The following is an 18,281-nucleotide window of genomic DNA, read 5'->3' as shown; positions in this document are numbered from 1 at the left end:
AGCGCTTACTTAAGGTACGCCAAGCCTGGGTGGACCGAGGTGTAGCCATCGACCAGTCTGCGCGCGACGTTCACGGAGTCCACCAGCGGGTGCAGGGCGAAGGCCTTCACCGCGGTCGTGCGCGAGCCCGACTCGGCCGTGGCCAGGACCTCCCGCTCCACCGCCTTGACCGCGCACACCAGTCCGGTGGCGTGGTCCGGCAGCGGGTCGACGGCGACGGGATGCGCGCCGTTGGCGTCGACATGGCAGGGCACCTCGATGACGGCCTCCGTGTCGAGGACGGAAAGGGTGCCGCGGTTGCGGACGTTGAGGATCAGGGTGGTGCGCTCGTCGCGGGCGATGGCCCGCATCAGGGCGAGCGCGACCTTCTCGTAGCCGCCGGAGAGGTCGTCGGCGTCGCGTTCGCCCGCGTCGGCCACGTCCCGGTTCTCCGCCATGTACGTGGCCTCGCGCTCGGCGCGGGTACGGTCCCAGGCGGTCAGCGCGGCGGCGTCCGGGCGCTTCATCTCGTCGTAGAACGCGGCCTGCTGGTCCCGCAGGAACGCCCCGCGGGTCTTCTCCACCTGCTGGTAGGCCCGTACGGCCTCGCGGTTGAAGTAGTAGTAGTGCAGGTACTCGTTCGGGATCGCGCCGAGCGACTGCAGCCACTCCGGGCCGAAGAGCTTGCCCTCCTCGAAGGAGCCGAGCAGTTCCTGGTCGGCGAGCAGCCGCGGGAGTTCGTCGCGGCCCGCGACGCGCAGCCCGCGTACCCAGCCGAGGTGGTTGAGGCCGACGTAGTCGATCCAGGCCTCGCGCGGATTGGCGCCGAGCACCTGGGCGATACGGCGGCCGAGGCCGACCGGCGAGTCGCAGATGCCGATCACGCGGTCGCCGAGGTGACGGGACATGGCCTCGGTGACCAGGCCCGCCGGGTTGGTGAAGTTGATGACCCAGGCGTCGGGGGCTAGGCGGGCCACGCGTCGCGCGATGTCGACGGCGACGGGCACCGTGCGCAGGCCGTACGCGATGCCGCCGGCGCCGACCGTCTCCTGGCCGAGGACGCCCTCGTCCAGTGCGACGCGCTCGTCGGCGGCTCGTCCTTCGAGTCCGCCGACGCGGATGGCGGAGAACACGAAGTCGGCGCCGCGCAGGGCGTCGTCGAGGTCGGTGGTGGCGGTGACCTCGGGAGCGTCCGGGTCCCCCGCGGCCTGTTCGGCGAGCACGCGGGTCACGGCGGAGAGCCGTCCCGCGTCCAGGTCGTGCAGCACGACCTGGGTGACGCGGCCCTCGGCTCGGTCCCCGAGGAGCGCTCCGTACACGAGCGGCACCCGGAATCCGCCGCCACCCAGAATCGTCAGCTTCACGCTGTTTCCGCCTTTCCTGTCACGACCACTTGCACGCCCGCTTCCTCCAGGGAGGACCGCGTCGCCGCGTCCACCGGCGCGTTCGTCACCACCACGTCCAGGTCCTCGGGACCGCAGACCTTCGCCATGCCGGTCCCGGGGAACTTCGCCCGGTCGGCGAGCAGGACCACCCGCTCCCCCGCCTTGATCATGGCGCGCTTGACCGGCACCTCGACGACGGTCGTGTCCATCACCTGGCCGCCCGGCCGTATGCCGCTGGTGCCGAGGAAGACCCAGTCCGCGTGCAGCTGGCGCAGATTGTCCTCGGTGAGGAAGCCGACCAGGGAGCGGTACTCGCGGCGGACCATGCCGCCGAGCAGCACCAGCTCGATGCCCTCGTCGTCCACCAGCTCCTCGAAGACCACCAGGTTGCTGGTGATCACGGTGATCCGGCGGCCGTGCAGCTGTCTGGCCAGCCGGTACGCGGTGGTGCCGATGTCGAGGAGGACGGACTGGCCGTCCTTGACCATCGACGCCGCCTTGGCCGCTATGGCGTCCTTCTCGGCCACGCGGACCTCGGCGACCTCGGCGAAGGGCTGGTCGCCCTCGTCCACGACGGCGCCGCCGTGCACCCGCGTCAGCAGGCCTTCCTCCTCCAGTCTCACCAGGTCACGGCGGACCGTGGCCGGGCTCACACCCAGTTGTTCGGAGAGATCGGTCACGGCCGCGGGGCCCCCTGAACGCAGGGCCCGCAGGATGAGTTGATGTCGTCGCTCTGCCAGCACGTCGTGAACAGTACTCGTCATTCTCAATCATTTCCATGCTCAGTTCTGCTCGACTATTGCCAAATGGCTGGAAGGCGCGCACGATCCTGTGCACCGCTTGCAGACTTTTGACGAGAGGAAGCGCTCGTGGGTGACGAACGGCCCGATGTGCTGCTCACCGGGCTGCTCTTCTACGACCTGGTCCTCACCGGGCTGGGCAAGCCGCCGACCCCCGGCGAGGAGATCTGGACCGAGGGCATGGGCGTGAGCCCCGGCGGCATCGCCAACCTGGCCGTGGCGGCCTCCCGCTTCGGCCTGCGCACCTCCCTGGCCACGGTCTTCGGCGACGACTCCTACGGCACCTACTGCCGCACGGTCCTCGCCGGCCAGGAAGGCGTCGACCTCTCGCTCTCCCGCACCGCGGACGGCTGGCACACCCCGGTCACCGTCTCGCTCGCACACGGCGACGACCGTGCCCTGGTCACCCACGGCCAGGAACCGCCGTACTCGCAGGACGAGCTGATGGGCGACCCGCCCGAGGCGCGCACGGCCCTCGTGCACATCGAGGCCGAACCGCGCGCCTGGCTCGCCAAGGCGGCCGCCAACGGCACCCAGATCTACGCGGACGTCGGCTGGGACCCCACCCAGCAGTGGTCCACGGACCTTCTCGACCAGCTCTCCCTGTGCCACGCCTTCCTCCCCAACGAGGCCGAGGCGATGGCCTACACGCGCACCGACAGTGCGGTCGCCGCGCTCGGCACGCTCACCGAACTCGTGCCGGTCGCCGTGATCACCCGGGGCGGCGACGGCGCGGTCGCGGTGGACCAGACGACGGGCGAGTACGCCGAAGTACCCGCCCTCGACATCGATGTCCTGGACGCGACGGGCGCCGGGGACGTCTTCGGCGCGAGCTTCGTCGCGGCCTCGCTCGGCGGCTGGCCGCTGGAGGAGCGGCTGCGCTTCGCGGTGCTCGCCGCCGGGCTCTCCGTGCAGCGGCACGGCGGTGCGCTGGCGGCGCCCGGCTGGTACGGCGTCCACCGCTGGTGGCACTCCCTCAAAGATCCCGAACTGCGGCGCGCGTACGGCTTCCTGACGGAGCGGATCCCGGCCGACCCCGGCCCGCCCGTCCGGTACGCGCCCGTCACCCCCGACTGAATTCGTCCGCACCACCTCGTCCCCCCACTGAACCTTCTGATCGGCACCTCTCGTACAGAAAGCGCTTCATGGCGCTTCGAAGAACCGAAAGGCGGTGGGAGCTGTGCGGCTCTCACGAAGAGGCCTGCTGCGCGCGGGCCTGGCCGGTACGGCCGCCACCGCGCTCGGCGGCCTGGCGACCGGCTGTGCCGTTCCGACCGGCTCGACCGGGCGGAACATGGTCCTGTGGTACTGGAGCGGGGGTCTGAGCGACACAGTCGTGAAGAACGCCAAGGCCCGTTACGACAGTTCGGTCGATCTCAACGCCATCCAGATCGGCGGCCAGTACCGCTCCAAGCTCATCACCACCATCACCGGCCGGGCCCACATCCCCGACATCGCGGGGCTCAAGGGTGAGGACATGGCCGCCTACCTGCCGAACGCGGACCAGTTCATCGATCTGCGGACGCTGGGCGCGGAGAAGTACAAGAGCCAGTACCTGTCGTGGAAGTGGGACCAGGGCATCGCCGACGACGGCACGATGGTCGGCTTCCCGATCGACTGTGGGCCTGTCGGGCACTTCTACCAGTTCGAGGTGTTCCGCAAGGCGGGGCTGCCGTACGAACCGGCCGACGTGTCCAAGGAGTTGAACACCTGGGAGAACTTCTTCGCCGCGGGTGAGCAGCTCAAGAAGCGGATCCCCGGGACCATGCTCCTCACCGACGTCAACTCCGTCTTCGAGAACGTCGTACAGCAGGGTTCCAAGCGGTACGTCGACAAGGACCGCCACTTCATCGGCGACCAGGAGCACGTACGCAACGCCTGGGCACTCGCGGTGGAGGCCAAGCGTCGCGGGATCGTCTCCGACCTCGTGAACGGCACTCCGGACCAGCTGTCGGCCAAGCAGGACGGCAAGCTGCCCAGCGAACTGGGCGCGTCCTGGGCCGCCTTCGACATCAAGAACGGTGTGCCGAAGGCCAAGGGCAGGTACCGGGTCGCCGACATGCCGGTGCGCCCCGCCAACAACGGTGGTTCGTTCCTGTCGATCACCAAGGCGTGCCGGGAGCCCGAGCAGGCCTTCCAGATCATCACCTGGATGCTCGACGCGTCCAACCAGGCGCAGGGTTACGTCGACGCGGGCCTCTTCCCCTCCACGCCCGCCTCGTACCCGCTCAAGCAGATGCAGGAGCCCGACCCCTTCTTCGGCGGCCAGGTCACCACGGACATCTTCGGGCCCGCCGCGCAGAAGATCGCGGTCGCCTACAACAGCCCGTACGACATCGCCCTGGGGCAGCCCATCAAGGACGAGATCAAGAACGTCGGCGTCCTCGGCAAGGACCCCGAGAAAGCCTGGAGTGACGCCATGAGCAAGTGCCGTCGCATCGCGAAGCACCTGGGGGTGAGCTACTGATGGCAGTCATCGAGCGGACCCCGCCCGTGGTGGCAAAACCCTCCCCGGCCGGTCCGAAGAAGGGCCTGCGCAAGTACTGGCACCTCTACGCCGCGATCTCCCCCTTCTATCTGATCTTCCTCGGCTTCGGCCTGTTCCCGGTCGGCTTCTCGCTCTATCTGTCCTTCCACCGCTGGGACGGCCTCGGCCCGATGGAGTGGGCCGGGCTCTCGCAGTACCAGTACCTGCTGAGCGACAGCGACTTCTGGAACTCGATCGGCAACACGATCATCATCTGGGCCCTTGCCACCTTCCCCATGATCTTCCTGGCGATGGTCACGGCCGTGATGCTCAACTCGGCGGTCCGCTTCAAGAACCTCTACCGGTTCGCGTACTTCCTGCCGAACGTCACCTCGGTCGTCGCGATCGCGATCGTCTTCGGCTCGATCTTCTCCACCAACTTCGGCATGGTGAACGCCGTCCTCAACGCGGTGGGGATCGACCAGATCGCCTGGCTGAACACACCGTGGGGCATCAAGGTCACCATCGCGGCGCTGATGACCTGGCAGTGGACCGGCTACAACGCCATCATCTTCCTCGCCGGGCTCCAGACCGTCCCGAGCGAGCTGTACGAGGCGGCGCGCATGGACGGTGCCGGCCCGATCCAGACCTTCTTCCGGATCACGTTGCCGCTGCTGCGGCCCACGCTGCTGTTCGTGCTCGTCGTCTCGACGGTCACGGGCCTGCAGAGCTTCTCCGAACCACAGGTCCTGCTCCAGACCTCGTCCAACGACTCGACGTTCGCGGGCGGTCCGGGCCACTCGGGCCAGACGATGGTCCTCTACTTCTTCCAGCAGACCTTCGACAACAACGACTTCGGGTACGGAGCCGCGGTGGCGTGGGGCATCTTCCTCGTCGTCGTCATCTTCTCGATCATCAACTGGCGCCTCGTGCAGCGCCGGGGCGACTAGGAAGGGCCCGCATCATGGCATCCATCAAGGGGTCCCGCCGCAGAGGGATCGCGCTGCACCTCCCGCTGGTCATCGGCACACTGATCTCGGCCTTCCCGTTCTACTGGGCCGTCATCATGTCGACGCACAGCTCGACGGAGATCTTCTCGTACCCGCCGAAGCTGCTGCCGGGCACACACTTCCTGGAGAACGTCCGCAACCTCTTCGACGCCATCGACTTCTTCGGGTCGATGTGGAACTCGCTCCTTGTCGCGACGTCGGTGACCTTCCTGGTCCTGCTCTTCGACTCCCTCGCGGCGTTCGTCTTCGCCAAGTTCGAGTTCCCCGGCAAGGGTCTGCTGTTCGGGCTGCTCATGGTCATCTTCATGGTCCCGGCGCAGCTGTCGGTCATCCCGCAGTTCGTCCTCATGGCGAAGATCGGCTGGATCGGCTCGATGACCGCGCTGATCGTGCCGGCCGCGGCCAACGCGTTCGGCATCTTCTGGATGCGCCAGTACATGAAGTCGGCGATCCACGACGAGCTGCTCGACGCCTCCAAGCTCGACGGCGCGAACTTCCTGCGCCAGTACTGGCACGTGGCCCTGCCGGTGGTCCGCCCCGGCCTCGCCTTCCTCGGCATCTTCACCTTCATGGGCCAGTGGAACGACTTCGCCTGGCCCCTGATCTCCCTCACCAACCCCGACAACGTGACCCTCCAGGTCGCGCTGTCCCAGCTCAACGGCACCCATGGCACCACCGACTACGGCATCGTGATGACCGGCGCGCTGCTCGCCCTCATCCCGCTGCTGATCGTGTTCGCGATCGGCGCCAAGCAGATCATCGGCGACCTCGCGAAGGGAGCCGTCCGCGGATGACGAGTGATCCGCTGCTGGCCCTGCGCCCCTGGGAGTCACCTGAGGTGACCTCCTGGGGGCGGTTGGCCATGAACGCCGTCGACCGGCGTTCCGGCGCCCTCCCCCTCGACGGCGACTGGCGCTTCCAGCTCCTTCCGTCGCCCGACTCCCCGGTGGGCCACACCTGGTCCTCCGCGCACGTCCCCGGCGCCTGGACCATGCAGGGCACCGACGACCTGCCCTGGTACACCAACTCCCAGATGCCGTGGGGGGAGTTCCCGCCCGCGTCTCCGGCGGCCAACCCGACGGGCGTGTACGAGCGTGAGGTCGAGGTTCCGGCCGAGTGGGCGGGCCGTCGGATCGTGCTGCAGGTGGGCGCCGCCGAGAGCGTGCTGCTCGTCCATGTGGACGGCCGGCCCGTCGGCATCTCCAAGGACTCCCATCTGGCGGCGGAGTTCGACCTCTCCGACGTCGTGTGGCCGGGCGCCTCGGCGACCGTACGGCTGACGGTCGTCAAGTGGTCCGACGCCACCCACATCGAGGACCAGGACCAGTGGTGGCACGGCGGCATCACCCGCTCGGTGCTGCTGTACGCGACGGACCCGCTGTATCTCGCGGACGTCACCGTGCGCGCCCGCGCCGACGGGGACCTCCGGGTGGACTGCAGGGTGCGGGACGCGGGCGGTGCGCTGCCCGAGGGGTGGTACGTCACCGGCGAGATCGACGGTCGACTCCTGCTCCAGGACGCCGAGTTCGACCGCCTCAACGCCGAGGACGACCGTGTCTCCGACTTCCTCGGCGAGCCCCGGCTGCGCGCTCAGGTGCCCGGCGTACGCACCTGGACCGCCGAGACGCCCGAGCTGTACGACCTGACCGTCCGGCTGCACCGCGCCGACGGGACGGTCTCCGACACCTCGTACCAGCGCATCGGTTTCCGGGACGTCGAGATCGTCGGCCGGGACCTGCTGGTCAACGGCGAGCGGATCTACGTCCGGGGCGTCAACCGGCACGACTTCCATCCGCTGACCGGGCGGACGGTGTCGTACGACGACATGCGCGCCGATCTCGTGCTGCTGAAGCGGTTCGGGTTCAACGCGATCCGCACCGCGCACTACCCGAACGATCCGGCGCTGTACGACCTCGCGGACGAACTCGGTTTCTATGTGGTCGACGAGGCGAACATCGAGGCGCACGACCACGCCCACGAGATCGCCGACGACCCGCGCTACACGAGCGCCTTCGTGGACCGTGTCGCACGGATGGCGCTCCGCGACAAGAACCATCCCTGCGTCATCATCTGGTCGCTCGGCAACGAGTCGGACTACGGCGCCAACCACGACGCCGCGGCGGGCTGGCTCCGCCGCCACGACCCGACCAGGCCGCTCCAGTACGAGGGCGCCGCCAAGCTCGACTGGGCCGACCCGGCGCTCGCCTCCGACATCGCCTGCCCCATGTACGCGCCCGTCGAGGACTGTGTCGCGCACGCCCTGTCCGGCGAGCAGACCAAGCCGCTCATCCAGTGCGAGTACTCGCACGCCATGGGAAACAGCAACGGCACGCTCGCCGACCACTGGGCCGCCATCGAGTCAACCCCAGGGCTTCAGGGCGGTTTCATCTGGGAGTTCTGGGACCACGGCATTCTCCAGCGTGTGAACGACGGAAAACCGGCCGGGCCCGGTGGCGCCGGGCTGTATGACAACGGTGTCGCCGCGCCGGGCCACCGCTGGGCGTACGGCGGCGACTTCGGGGAGACGATCCATGACGGTGTGTTCATCGCCGACGGGGTCGTCTTCCCCGACCGCGCGCCCAAGCCGGTGATGTACGAGCACCGGGAGATCGCGGCGCCCGTGCGGCTGGCGTACGACCGCGGCGGGCTCCGGGTGACCAATCACCAGCACTTCCGCGGTCTGGACTGGCTGGCCGCCGAGTGGTCGCTCGCCCTCGCGCACGGCGGCACGTTCACGGCGCCGGCCGAGCTGCCCGCCGTACGGCCGGGCGGGACCGCGTCGGTGCCGCTTCCCTTCGCTCTGCCCGAGGACGGCGGCGAGGCCTGGCTCACGCTGCGGGTGACGACGGCCGGCGACGAGCCGTGGGCGCCGCGCGGCACGGAGGTGTGTGTGCCGCAGGTGCGGCTGCGGGCGGCGGATCCGGTGACCCCCGTCCCGCCGAAGGGCACGCCCGTCGAGGTCGACGAGGACGGCCTCCTTGTCCATCCGCTGCTCACGGCCGCCCCCGTGCTGTCGCTGTGGCGGGCGCCGACCGACAACGACGTCCTTGGCGGCATGGCGGCGCGCTGGCGAGCGTGGGGCCTTGACGCCCTGGTACGCAAGGTCGTCGCCGTACGCCGTGAGGGCGGGAGCGTCACCGTGCTCGCCGAGTACGTCACCGAGGCCGGCTCCGTACGCCACGAGCAGGTGTTCACCCGCGTCCAGGGCGGGGTGCGCGTCGAGGAGACGGCCGAACTGCCGGACGGGCTCGACGACGTGGCGCGGGTCGGCTCCGTCTTCGAGACCGTCGCCGGGCTCGATGTCCTTGAGTGGTACGGGCAGGGCCCCTGGGAGTCCTACCCGGACCGGAGCACGGGCGCGCCCGTGGGCCACCACTCCGTTCCCGTCGACGAGCTGTTCACCCCTTATCTGCGCCCGCAGGAGAGCGGCGGGCGGCACGGCGTACGGCACTTCACGCTGTCGGCGCCGGACGCCACGGGTCTGACGGTGGACCTCGCGGAGCCCGCCCAGGTCTCCGTGACCCGCTACCTGGCCGAGGATCTGGCCGCCGCCACGCACCACGACGAGCTGGTGCCGCGGCCCGGCTGCGTCGTGCACCTCGACGCCGCCCACCGCGGCCTGGGCACCGCCTCGTGCGGGCCCGACACCTCGCCCTCCTATCTCGTCGCGGCCGGTACCCACCGCTGGTCCTGGACGCTGCGGGTGCTCTGAATCCGCGTGTGATCCCACAACTCTTCGATGGAGCAAGCAGACGTGTGTACTTCGCATGGACAGACGGAGGCCGAGCAGGCCGGCGCCGGCAGACGCAACTTCCTTCGGGCCACCGCGCTGATCGGCGCGGCCACGGCGGTCGCGCTGCCCGCGGTCACCACCGCGCAGGCCGCCCCCTCCTCCGCCGGAGCGACGTGGCGGCCCGACTCCGAGAGCCGCCGTTTCACGCTCGCCGTGATGCCCGACACGCAGTACCTCTTCGACGGGGCGAGCATCAACCCCGCCCCGATCGAGGCCTCGCTCCGCTATCTCCTGGACCACGGCAAGGACGACAACATCGTCTTCCTTTCGCACCTGGGCGACATCACGGAGAACGGCGCGAAGGCCGAATTCGACGCGGCGGGCAAGGCGTTCGAGCTGCTCGACAAGCGCGGTGTGGGCTACAGCGTTCTCGCGGGCAACCACGACATCAGGTCGTCCACGGACGACCAGCGCGGCTCGACCCCGTACCTGGACGCCTTCGGACCGCAGCGCTTCGCGAGCAAGCACACCTTCGGCGGCGCCTCGCCGGACGGCTACAACACCTTCCACCTCTTCAAGGCCGCCGGGCGGGAGTGGCTGGTCCTCGCCCTGGACTGGCGGCTGTCGGCGAAGGGGTACGCATGGGCCAACCAGGTCATCGCCCAGCACCCGAAGACGCCCGTCATCCTCACGACGCATGAACTCGTCTACGGCGACGACGCCCTCTCCTCGTACGGGCAGCAGCTCTGGGACCAGCTGATCCGCGACCACGACCAGATCTTCCTCACCCTCAACGGGCACTACTGGCCCGCCGCCCGCGCCTCCCGCAAGAACGCGGCCGGGAACGACGTACACCTTCACCTGACGAACTATCAGAACCGTTACTACGGCGGCGCGGCGATGATCCGCCTCTACCACTTCGACCTCGACCGGGACACCATCGACGTCGAGACGGTCTCGCCGTGGATCCTGGGCCGGGCGGCAAAGGGGCTCAACGAGCTGGAGCGCCAGGAGATGGAGCTCAGCGGCGACGCCGACCGGTTCTCGGTCGGCATCGACTTCGAGGAGCGCTTCTCGGGCTTCGCACCGGAGCCCGCGCGCCCCTCCCGGCCCGCCTCGAAGATGCTGGTGCGGGACACGGTCGCGTACTGGCGCTTCGACGGGCACGAGGACGGCAGTGCGGTCGAGGGAACCGTGCGCGACCTGTCCGGGCACGGCAACGACCTCACACTGGTCAAGGTCGGCGACAGCTCCCTGACCTTCTCGTCGGCGCATCACCCGGACCAGCCGGGACACGGCAGCCTCGACTTCCAAGGCGGCAAGCCTCCGTTGCAGGGCGCGTACCTGCGCACCATCGACGGCGCTCCCCTCAACTCGGCCACCTTCGGCCGCGGTTACACCATCGAGGCCTTCTACCAGGTGCCCGCCGACTGGAGCGCCTCGCGCAACGCGTGGGCCGGTCTTGTCAGCCGCACCGGCACGGGCGGCGGCGCGGGCAAGACCGAGGGAGACCCCGACGAGCCGCTCGCCACACTCTCGCTGTCCGACGGACCCGGCCCGCAGTGGGCGGCGCGACCCCTCAACCAGCAGGGCATCGCGACCAACTGGGGCGACGAGACGGCCCGGGAGCAGTGGTGGCACGTCGCCGTCGTCAACGGCGGGTCGCACACGACGATGTACGTCCAGGGCTGCCCCGTCGCCCGCAACCCCACCGCGGTCGCCGTCGGACTCACCTCCCTCGGACTGCCCTGGCTGCTCGGCGGCTACGAGTACGCGGGGAAGATCGACCAGATTCTGTACGGCCGGCTCGGGGACGTCCGGATCGTCGAACGCGCCCTGCCCGTCACGTCGTTCATGAACCACTGACCCGAGGGACCCACACCGTCATGACCGAGCAGCAGCTGCCCGTCTGGGCCGATCCGTCCGTCTCCCCGTCCCACCTCGACGCACAGGGTGTCTCCAGACGCCAACTCCTGCGCCGGGCAGGCCTGTTCAGCGCCGCCTTCGCCGCCGGTTCCCTCGCGACCCCCGCGGCCGCGCAAGGACAGTCTCTCGGCGGCAACGACCCGCGCCTCGCCTATCTCGTCGGCGACCACCACATCCACACGGTCTACAGCCACGACGCGAAGTACACGTTCTCCCAACTCGCCGCCGCGGGCGCCGACTACGGCCTCGACTGGATGGTGTTCACCGAGCACTCCAACTTCGGGCACGCCCAGTACGGGGCACCGCTTGAGCGCAAGGAGATCCTCGATGCGCGCGCCGAGAACCCGCGCCAGCTGATCTTCCAGGGCCTTGAGTGGTACATCCCCGCCGCCGAGCACGCCACGGTCTTCGCCGCCCCCGGCCGCCACGAGGTCGACCTGCTCACCCAGTTCGAGCTGGCCTACGACGGCAAACTGCTCGGCTACACCGACGGCGCCGCCGACAACCCGAACACGGCTCGCAACCAGGAGCACGCCGTCAAGGCGATCAAGTGGCTGGCCGAGCAGCGCCGTAGCGGATACGTCGACGACGTGCTGGTCCTTGCCAACCACCCGATGCGCCTGGGCATCGACTCCCCGTACGAGATCCGCGACTGGCGGGACGCCGCGTCCGAGATCATGATCGGCATGGAGGGCGCTCCCGGCGCCCAGGGCGCGGCCATCCCCGGCTGGCGCGGTACGACCTCGATCCGCGGCGAGTACGAGAACAAGCCGTCCGCGCAGTCCTGGCCCGGCTACCCGACGGACGCCTACCTCACCTACGGCGGCTTCGACTGGGCGACCGCGACCGTGGGCGGCCTCTGGGACGCCATGCTCGCCGAGGGCAAGCTCTTCTCGGTCACCACCAACTCCGACGCCCACCGCATAGTGTTCGACACCTGGAAGAACGGCGACTGGGCGGCCGGCCAGAACTTCGACAACACCGGCAGGCTGCCGGACCCGGTGAACACAGACACCCCGCAGCCGGGAAGCGACTTCTGGCCCGGCCAGTTCAGCCGCACGCACGTCGGTGTAACCCGCTACGGCTACCGCGCGGTGATGTCAGGCCTGCGCGCGGGCCGGGTCTGGCTCGACCACGGGCATCTGATCGACGGGCTGGACGTCCGGCTGAAGCGGGACCGCGACCAGGGCCGGGGCGTGACGATGGGCGGCCGGCTGCGCGTCCGCAAGGGCGACAAGCTCACCCTGTCGGTCACGGTGACGAGCGCCTCCCGCCCCAACCCCCAAGGAATCCTGCCCGAGTTGGCCCACGTCGACGTGATCCGCGGCGCCGTACGCGGACCCGCCGCCCGCGACTCCTGGAAGGCGCCCGACACCAAGGTCGTACGCACCGTGGACGTCAGCGGCCGGAAGGGCACGTACACCCTGCGCATCCCGCTGACCGCCGGCGACGAGTCCTTCTACGTCCGCCTGCGCGGCAGCGACGGCAACCGCAACGGCACGGGCTATCTGGGCGCCGCAGTCGACCCGCACGGCCCGATCACCCACGCACCGGGGAACGGCGACCCGTGGGCAGACACCTGGTTCTACGCGAACCCGATCTTCGTGGACGTGACAGGGGCCTGAGCTGCACCCCGCTAGGGGCGCGGGGCTGCATTCAATATGCGGCTCCGCCGCGTGGGCGCGACCAGCCACGACGGACGCGCGGTTCTCCAACGGCCCGCACTTACGCATAGAACCTGGAGAGGCTCTGGAGGACGGCGGCGGGCTTCCCCCCGCCGTCGATCTCTATCGTGCCGTCGACGGCGACCTGGACCCCGCCCGGCACGTCCTCGACCGAGGCGAGCCGGGCGACCAGCCGGATCCGCGAGCCCACCTTCACCGGCGAGGGAAACCGCACCTTGTTCAGCCCGTAGTTGACCTTCGTCGCCACGCCCTCGACGTCAAGGAGCTCGGTGAAGAGCGGGATGAAGAGGGACAGGGTGAGATATCCGTGGGCGATGGGCGCGCCGAAGGGACCCGCCGCCGCCTTCTCCGGGTCGACGTGGATCCACTGGTGGTCGCCCGTCGCGTCGGCGAAGGTGTCGATGCGCTCCTGGGTGATCTCGATCCACTCACTGGTGCCGAGGTCGCTGCCGGCCAGCTTCTTGAGTTCGTCGAGGCCGTTCACGGTGATGGTCATGTGCCGTTCCCTGTCTAGGAGTTGGTGCCGTACCGCGAGCGGACACGGGCCTTGAGGAGCTTCCCGGAGGCGGTGCGCGGGAGTTCGTCCGCGACGACCACCGACTTCGGGATCTTGTACTTGGCGAGGCGTCCGGCGAGCGACGCGAGAACGTCGTCCGGGTCGAGTTCGACGCCCTCGCGGGCGACGACGACCGCGCGCGGCACCTCGCCCCACTTGTCGTCCGCGACACCGATGACCGCGCATTCGACGATGTCGGGATGGGCCAGGAGCAGGTCCTCGACCTCGACGGGATAGATGTTCTCGCCACCCGAGATGATCATGTCCTTGATGCGGTCCACGATGAAGACGTAACCGTCCGCGTCGATCCGGGCGGCGTCCCCACTGCGGAACCAGCCGTCGGCGAAGACGGCGGCCGTCTCGTCCGGCAACCCCCAGTAGCCGGGCATGACATGGGGCCCGCGTACGACCACCTCGCCCGTCTCGCCGACCTCGGCCGGCGCGAAGTCCGGTCGTACGACGCGCACATCGCTGAAGAAGTGCGGCACCCCGGCCGAACCCGCCTTGCTCACCGCGTGTTCGGCGTCGAGGAAGAGCGTGCCGGGCGCGGCCTCGGTCATGCCGTAGCCCTGGAGGAAGGTGAGCCCGCGCTCCTGGTAGGCGGCGATGAGCGCAGTGGGCACCGGCGACCCGCCGCACGTGAGGATCCGCAGCGACGACAGGTCGGCGTCGGCCCAGCGCGGCTGCCGTGCCACCTGGTCGAACATCGTCGGTACGCCGAACATGAAGGTGATCCGGTGCCGTTCGATCAGGTCGAGGGTGACCGCCGGGTCGAAGGTCTCGACCAGGACACAGGTGCCGCCCTTGAGCAGCACCGGCAGGGTGAGCATGTTGAGCCCGGCCGTGTGGAACAACGGGGCGGAGACCAGGGCGCGTTCGTCGGCGATCAGGTCGGTGTCCACGAGGACGTTGATCGCGTTCCACGTCAGGTTGCCGTGCGTGAGCATCGCGCCCTTGGGGCGGCCCGTGGTGCCCGAGGTGTACATGATGATGCAGGTGTCGTCGGCGGTGACGGGCTGGTCGACCGGCTCTTCGGAGGCTCCGTCGATCAACTCCTCGTACCGGGCGCCGACTTCGACGTACGTCCGCACGTCCGCGTTGCCGGGAAGACCTGCGACGAGTCCTGCCAGCGTCGGCGCGTACACCAGGGCCTTGGCTCCCGAGTCGCCCAGCTGGTAGGCGATTTCGGGTCCGGCGAGGCGGGGGTTGAGTGGGACGAAGACCGCGCCCAGGGCGCCCGCCGCGAAGAGGGTTTCGAGGTAGGACGGGTGGTTGGGGCCGAGATAGGCGATGCGGTCGCCGCGGCGGAGGCCGAGGGCGCGCAGGGCCTGGGCGAGGCGGGTGGTGCGCGCGTACAGCTGCGCGTAGGTGACGGCGGTGTCGCCGTGGATCAGGGCGGTGCGTTGGGGAGTCTTGCGGGCCCGGCGTGCGGGCCACGACCCCAGTCCCTCGTTGCGCATCGTTGCGCCCCTTTGCGAGTTCCGGATACGAGTCGGGGAGTTACGGTTTCGTCAGCCCGAGCAGCCGGGCCGCGTTCTCCTTGAGGATCTTCGGCCTGACCTCGTCCTTGATCGGCAGCTTCTCGAAGTCGGCGAGCCAGCGGTCCGGGGTGAGGACGGGGTAGTCGGAGCCGAACAGCACCTTGTCCTTGAGCAGCGTGTTCGCGTACTGCACCAGCTGCGGTGGGAAGTACTTCGGTGACCAGCCGGACAGGTCGATGTGCACGCCCGGCTTGTGCGTGGCGACGGCGAGGGCCTCGTCCTGCCAGGGGAAGGACGGGTGCGCCAGGATGATCTTGAGGTGCGGGAAGTCGGCGGCGACGTCGTCGACGTGCAGCGGGTTGGAGTACTTGAGCCGGATCCCGCCCCCGCCGGGCACTCCGGCGCCGATCCCTGTCTGCCCGGTGTGGAAGAGCGCGATGGTGCCGGTCTCCTCGATCACCTCGTACAGGTCGTACGCCACCGACCTGTCGTTGGGGAAGAAGCCCTGGATGCTGGGGTGGAACTTGAAGCCCTTCACCCCGTACTCCTCGACCAGACGGCGGGCCTGCTTGACCCCGGCCTTGCCGCGGAAGGGGTCGATGGAGGCGAAGGGGATCAGCACGTCCGGGTTGGCGGCGGCCGCCTCGGCGACCTCCTCGTTCGGGACGGGCTCGGTGCCGGTGGCGGACTCGGCGTCCACCGTGAAGATCACGGCGGCCATCTTCCGCTCGCGGTAGTAGGCGGCCGTCTCCTGAAGGGTCGGCTTCCGCTTGCCCTCGACCTTGAAGTAGGCGCTGGAGGCGTGGTGCAGGTCCTCGTCGAGCGAGGAGTGGCCCTTCGACGACACCTCGGCGTGGGTGTGGACGTCGATCGCGACGAGTTCGTTCGGGTCCATCACGCCTCCGGAAGTTTCGGCGCGGGGATGCCGACGGTCTGCGGTTCGGCGCCGACCGAGGTGTGCCAGGCGTCGGCGAGGGTGTCGGGGGTCCAGCCGCCGTCCGCGTACGCCACCTTGATCTCCTGCGGATGCGACCAGAGTGCCACCTTGTCGCCGCCGATGCCGATGGCCTGCCCGGTGACTCCGCGGGCGGCCTCGGAGGCGAGGAAGGGGACGAGGGCCGCGCAGTCCTCGGGGGTGCCGAAGCCCTCGCCCTTGCGGAGGAAGTCGGGCAGCGGCTCGCCGCGGTGCATGGCCTCGATGTAGGGGGCGAAGGCGGGGATGGTCTCGGTCATCGCGGTCGCGGCGACCGGGACGATCGCGTTGACGGTGATGCCCGCGCGGCCCAGCTCCATCGACCAGGTACGGGCCATGGCAGCGATGCCCGCCTTCGCGGCGGCGTAGTTGGTCTGGCCGAAGTTGCCGCGCTGCCCGGCCGGCGAGCCGACCAGGATCAGGCTGCCGCCCTCGCCCTGCTCCCGCATCCGCACGGCGGCGGCACGGGCGCAGGTGAAGGTGCCCTTGAGGTGGGTGGTGATCACCGCGTCGAAGTCCTCGTCGGTCATCTTCCACAGCACCTTGTCGCGCAGGATGCCCGCGTTGGTGACCAGGATGTCGAGCCGTCCGAACTCCTCGACCGCGCGGGTGACGAGCTTGTCCGCGGCCTCGGCCGTGCCGACCGCGACCACCTCCGCCACGGCCTTGCCGCCCGCCTCGGTGATGGACTTGACGGCCTGCTCGGCCACGGCCTCGTCGACGTCGTTGACGACCACGGAGGCACCGACGGCCGCGAGTGCGTGGGCGTAGGCCAGGCCGAGGCCACGGCCGCTGCCGGTGACGACGGCGACCTTGCCGGTGAGATCGATGCTGGGCACGAGGGGTCCCTTCGAGATGCGGGTCCGCTGCGGGAAGCGGGGCGGCTACGAGATCGAAGCTAAGGACAATAATTGTTGACGTCAATAGTTGTTGCTGTCCGAGTCATGCGTCATGCTGTGCGCAGGACATCGAGCAGCACAGCGGAACAGCCCCGCCCGGGGCCCGGCCCAGGGAGCCCGTCATCGCAGGTCAGCAGCGCACCACCGGCCACGCCGAGGGCTCTGCCCTCATCGACGCCCAGGAGCCGTGGATGCGCGGGCTGCACGCGGACACCGGCTATCTGCTGTACCGGCTCGGGCTGCGCTCGGGGCAACTGTTCAACACGTTCCTCCAGGAGTCCGGGCTGCGCCTGCGCCACTACGCGCTGCTCCGCTTCCTGGCCACCTCCGAGGGCGCGCTGCAGAGGGAGCTCAGCTCGCGGCTCGGCTACGACCCGAGCGCGATCGTCGGGCTCGTCGACGACCTGGAGAAGCTCGGTTTCGCCGAGCGGCGCCCCTCGCCCGACGACCGCCGCAGCCGGATCGTCGTGCTGACCGAGGACGGCCGGGCATTCCTGCGCGACACCGACGAGGCCGGGCTGCGCGTGACGAACGACCTGCTCCAGCCCCTGGACCCCGCCGAGCGCGACACCCTGCACACGCTCCTGCAACGGGTCGCCGAAGCCGAACTCGACCGATGACCACGGCCATGACCGCGCTGTCCGCGCCCGAACGACTCCTCGCCGTGCTCGCCGCCTTCGACCACGGGCACCCCGCGCTGTCCCTGACGGACATCAGCCGCCGGGCCGGCCTCACCCTCACCACGGCCCACCGGCTGGTGGGCGCGCTCACCGAGTGGGGCGCCCTGGAGCGGGACGAGGACGGCGTCTACCACGTGGGCCTGCGCCTGTGGGAGGTCGCGGCGCTCGCTCCGCGCGGGCTCGCGCTGCGGCAGATCGCGCTGCCGTACCTGGAGGACCTGTACGAAGCGACGCACGAGAACGTGCAGTTGGCGGTCCGCGACGGCTCCGAGGTCGTCTACATCGAGTGGATCTCCGGGCGTTCCGCGGTCGGCGTACGCATCCAGGTCGGCGCCCGCTGGCCCCTGCACGCCACGGGCGTGGGGCTCGCACTGCTCGCGCACGGCGACCCCGCGTTCCAGGAGGCCTACTGCGAGCGCCCGTTGGCCGCCTTCACCCCGTACACCGTCACCGATCCGGCGAGGCTGCGCCGGGCGCTTGCCGAAGTACGGCACTCAGGCGTGGCGGTGAGCAGCCGTCAGGTCACCGACGACGCGCTGTCGGTGGCCGCTCCGGTGCGCGGCGCGGGCGGCTCGGTGGTCGCGGCCGTGTCGGTCGTGGTGCCCCAAGTCGACGCACAGGTACCGGTGTTGATCCCTGCGGTGCGGCTTGCGGCGCGCGGGATCTCGCGGGCCCTCGGGTGGCAGCCGGAGCCGCGCTGAGGACTC

Annotated in this window: 15 protein-coding genes; 9 read left to right on the top strand and 6 right to left on the bottom strand. The window is 69.7% G+C overall.

Features of this window, described 5'->3' with window-relative positions:
• Positions 1-5: 5 nt before the first annotated feature.
• A complete protein-coding gene (locus OG219_RS39940) occupies positions 6-1,343 on the bottom strand; it encodes a 6-phospho-beta-glucosidase (protein ID WP_266835066.1) in 1,338 nt (445 codons plus the stop codon).
• Positions 1,340-2,107, bottom strand: a complete 768-nt coding sequence (locus tag OG219_RS39935; protein ID WP_266836395.1) for a DeoR/GlpR family DNA-binding transcription regulator — start codon at positions 2,105-2,107, stop codon at positions 1,340-1,342. The genes OG219_RS39940 and OG219_RS39935 overlap by 4 nt, the downstream gene beginning before the upstream one ends.
• A 126-nt stretch (positions 2,108-2,233) precedes the next feature.
• Here OG219_RS39935 and OG219_RS39930 point away from each other — a divergent pair, with 126 nt between their 5' ends.
• The 7 genes from OG219_RS39930 (at position 2,234) to OG219_RS39900 (ending at position 12,925) form a co-directional block, all read left to right on the top strand.
• Positions 2,234-3,241 carry a carbohydrate kinase family protein gene (locus OG219_RS39930; RefSeq protein ID WP_266835064.1) on the top strand — a complete coding sequence of 336 codons (1,008 nt, stop codon included), beginning with the start codon at positions 2,234-2,236 and terminating at the stop codon, positions 3,239-3,241.
• A 103-nt stretch (positions 3,242-3,344) separates the two neighbouring features.
• The gene (locus OG219_RS39925; RefSeq protein ID WP_266835062.1) at positions 3,345-4,631 is read left to right on the top strand and encodes an ABC transporter substrate-binding protein; all 1,287 of its coding nucleotides are present in this window, start codon (positions 3,345-3,347) and stop codon (positions 4,629-4,631) included.
• A complete protein-coding gene (locus OG219_RS39920) occupies positions 4,631-5,581 on the top strand; it encodes a carbohydrate ABC transporter permease (protein WP_266835060.1) in 951 nt (316 codons plus the stop codon). Before OG219_RS39925 ends, OG219_RS39920 begins: the two co-directional genes overlap by 1 nt.
• A gap of 14 nt (positions 5,582-5,595) precedes the next feature.
• On the top strand, positions 5,596-6,435 hold the full coding sequence (locus OG219_RS39915) for a carbohydrate ABC transporter permease (protein WP_266835058.1): 840 nt from the start codon (positions 5,596-5,598) through the stop codon (positions 6,433-6,435).
• Complete coding sequence (locus OG219_RS39910; protein WP_266835056.1) at positions 6,432-9,353, top strand: glycoside hydrolase family 2 TIM barrel-domain containing protein; 2,922 nt, start codon at positions 6,432-6,434, stop codon at positions 9,351-9,353. The genes OG219_RS39915 and OG219_RS39910 overlap by 4 nt, the downstream gene beginning before the upstream one ends.
• Positions 9,354-9,395: 42 nt before the next feature.
• Positions 9,396-11,240 carry a LamG-like jellyroll fold domain-containing protein gene (locus OG219_RS39905; protein ID WP_266835054.1) on the top strand — a complete coding sequence of 615 codons (1,845 nt, stop codon included), beginning with the start codon at positions 9,396-9,398 and terminating at the stop codon, positions 11,238-11,240.
• A gap of 20 nt (positions 11,241-11,260) precedes the next feature.
• Positions 11,261-12,925, top strand: a complete 1,665-nt coding sequence (locus tag OG219_RS39900) for a PHP domain-containing protein (RefSeq protein ID WP_266835052.1) — start codon at positions 11,261-11,263, stop codon at positions 12,923-12,925.
• A 100-nt stretch (positions 12,926-13,025) separates the two neighbouring features.
• Here the strand turns inward: OG219_RS39900 and OG219_RS39895 are convergent, their stop codons facing one another.
• The 4 genes from OG219_RS39895 to OG219_RS39880 are packed head-to-tail and all read right to left on the bottom strand — an operon-like array spanning position 13,026 to position 16,834.
• Complete coding sequence (locus OG219_RS39895; RefSeq protein WP_266835050.1) at positions 13,026-13,481, bottom strand: MaoC family dehydratase; 456 nt, start codon at positions 13,479-13,481, stop codon at positions 13,026-13,028.
• Positions 13,482-13,495: 14 nt separating this feature from the next.
• Positions 13,496-15,001 (bottom strand): long-chain fatty acid--CoA ligase, encoded by a 1,506-nt coding sequence (locus tag OG219_RS39890; protein WP_266835048.1) that lies wholly within the window; start codon positions 14,999-15,001, stop codon positions 13,496-13,498.
• Between the two features lie 40 nt (positions 15,002-15,041).
• Positions 15,042-15,917, bottom strand: coding sequence for an amidohydrolase family protein (locus tag OG219_RS39885; protein ID WP_266835046.1), 876 nt, complete (start codon positions 15,915-15,917; stop codon positions 15,042-15,044).
• Positions 15,917-16,834, bottom strand: a complete 918-nt coding sequence (locus tag OG219_RS39880; RefSeq protein WP_323183327.1) for an SDR family oxidoreductase — start codon at positions 16,832-16,834, stop codon at positions 15,917-15,919. The genes OG219_RS39885 and OG219_RS39880 overlap by 1 nt, the downstream gene beginning before the upstream one ends.
• A 251-nt stretch (positions 16,835-17,085) precedes the next feature.
• Here OG219_RS39880 and OG219_RS39875 point away from each other — a divergent pair, with 251 nt between their 5' ends.
• Together OG219_RS39875 and OG219_RS39870 are read left to right on the top strand one after the other, a co-directional pair.
• The gene (locus OG219_RS39875) at positions 17,086-17,514 is read left to right on the top strand and encodes a MarR family winged helix-turn-helix transcriptional regulator (protein WP_266835044.1); all 429 of its coding nucleotides are present in this window, start codon (positions 17,086-17,088) and stop codon (positions 17,512-17,514) included.
• 8 nt (positions 17,515-17,522) lie between these two features.
• Positions 17,523-18,275: an IclR family transcriptional regulator gene (locus OG219_RS39870; RefSeq protein WP_266836393.1), complete on the top strand. Its 753-nt coding sequence runs from the start codon at positions 17,523-17,525 to the stop codon at positions 18,273-18,275.
• Positions 18,276-18,281 lie beyond the last annotated feature (6 nt).

This window comes from Streptomyces sp. NBC_00038 (assembly GCF_026343635.1).
Taxonomy (GTDB): Bacteria; Actinomycetota; Actinomycetes; order Streptomycetales; family Streptomycetaceae; genus Streptomyces.
Note: the sequence above shows the minus strand (reverse complement) of the source record. Positions and strands in the feature narration are given on the sequence as shown.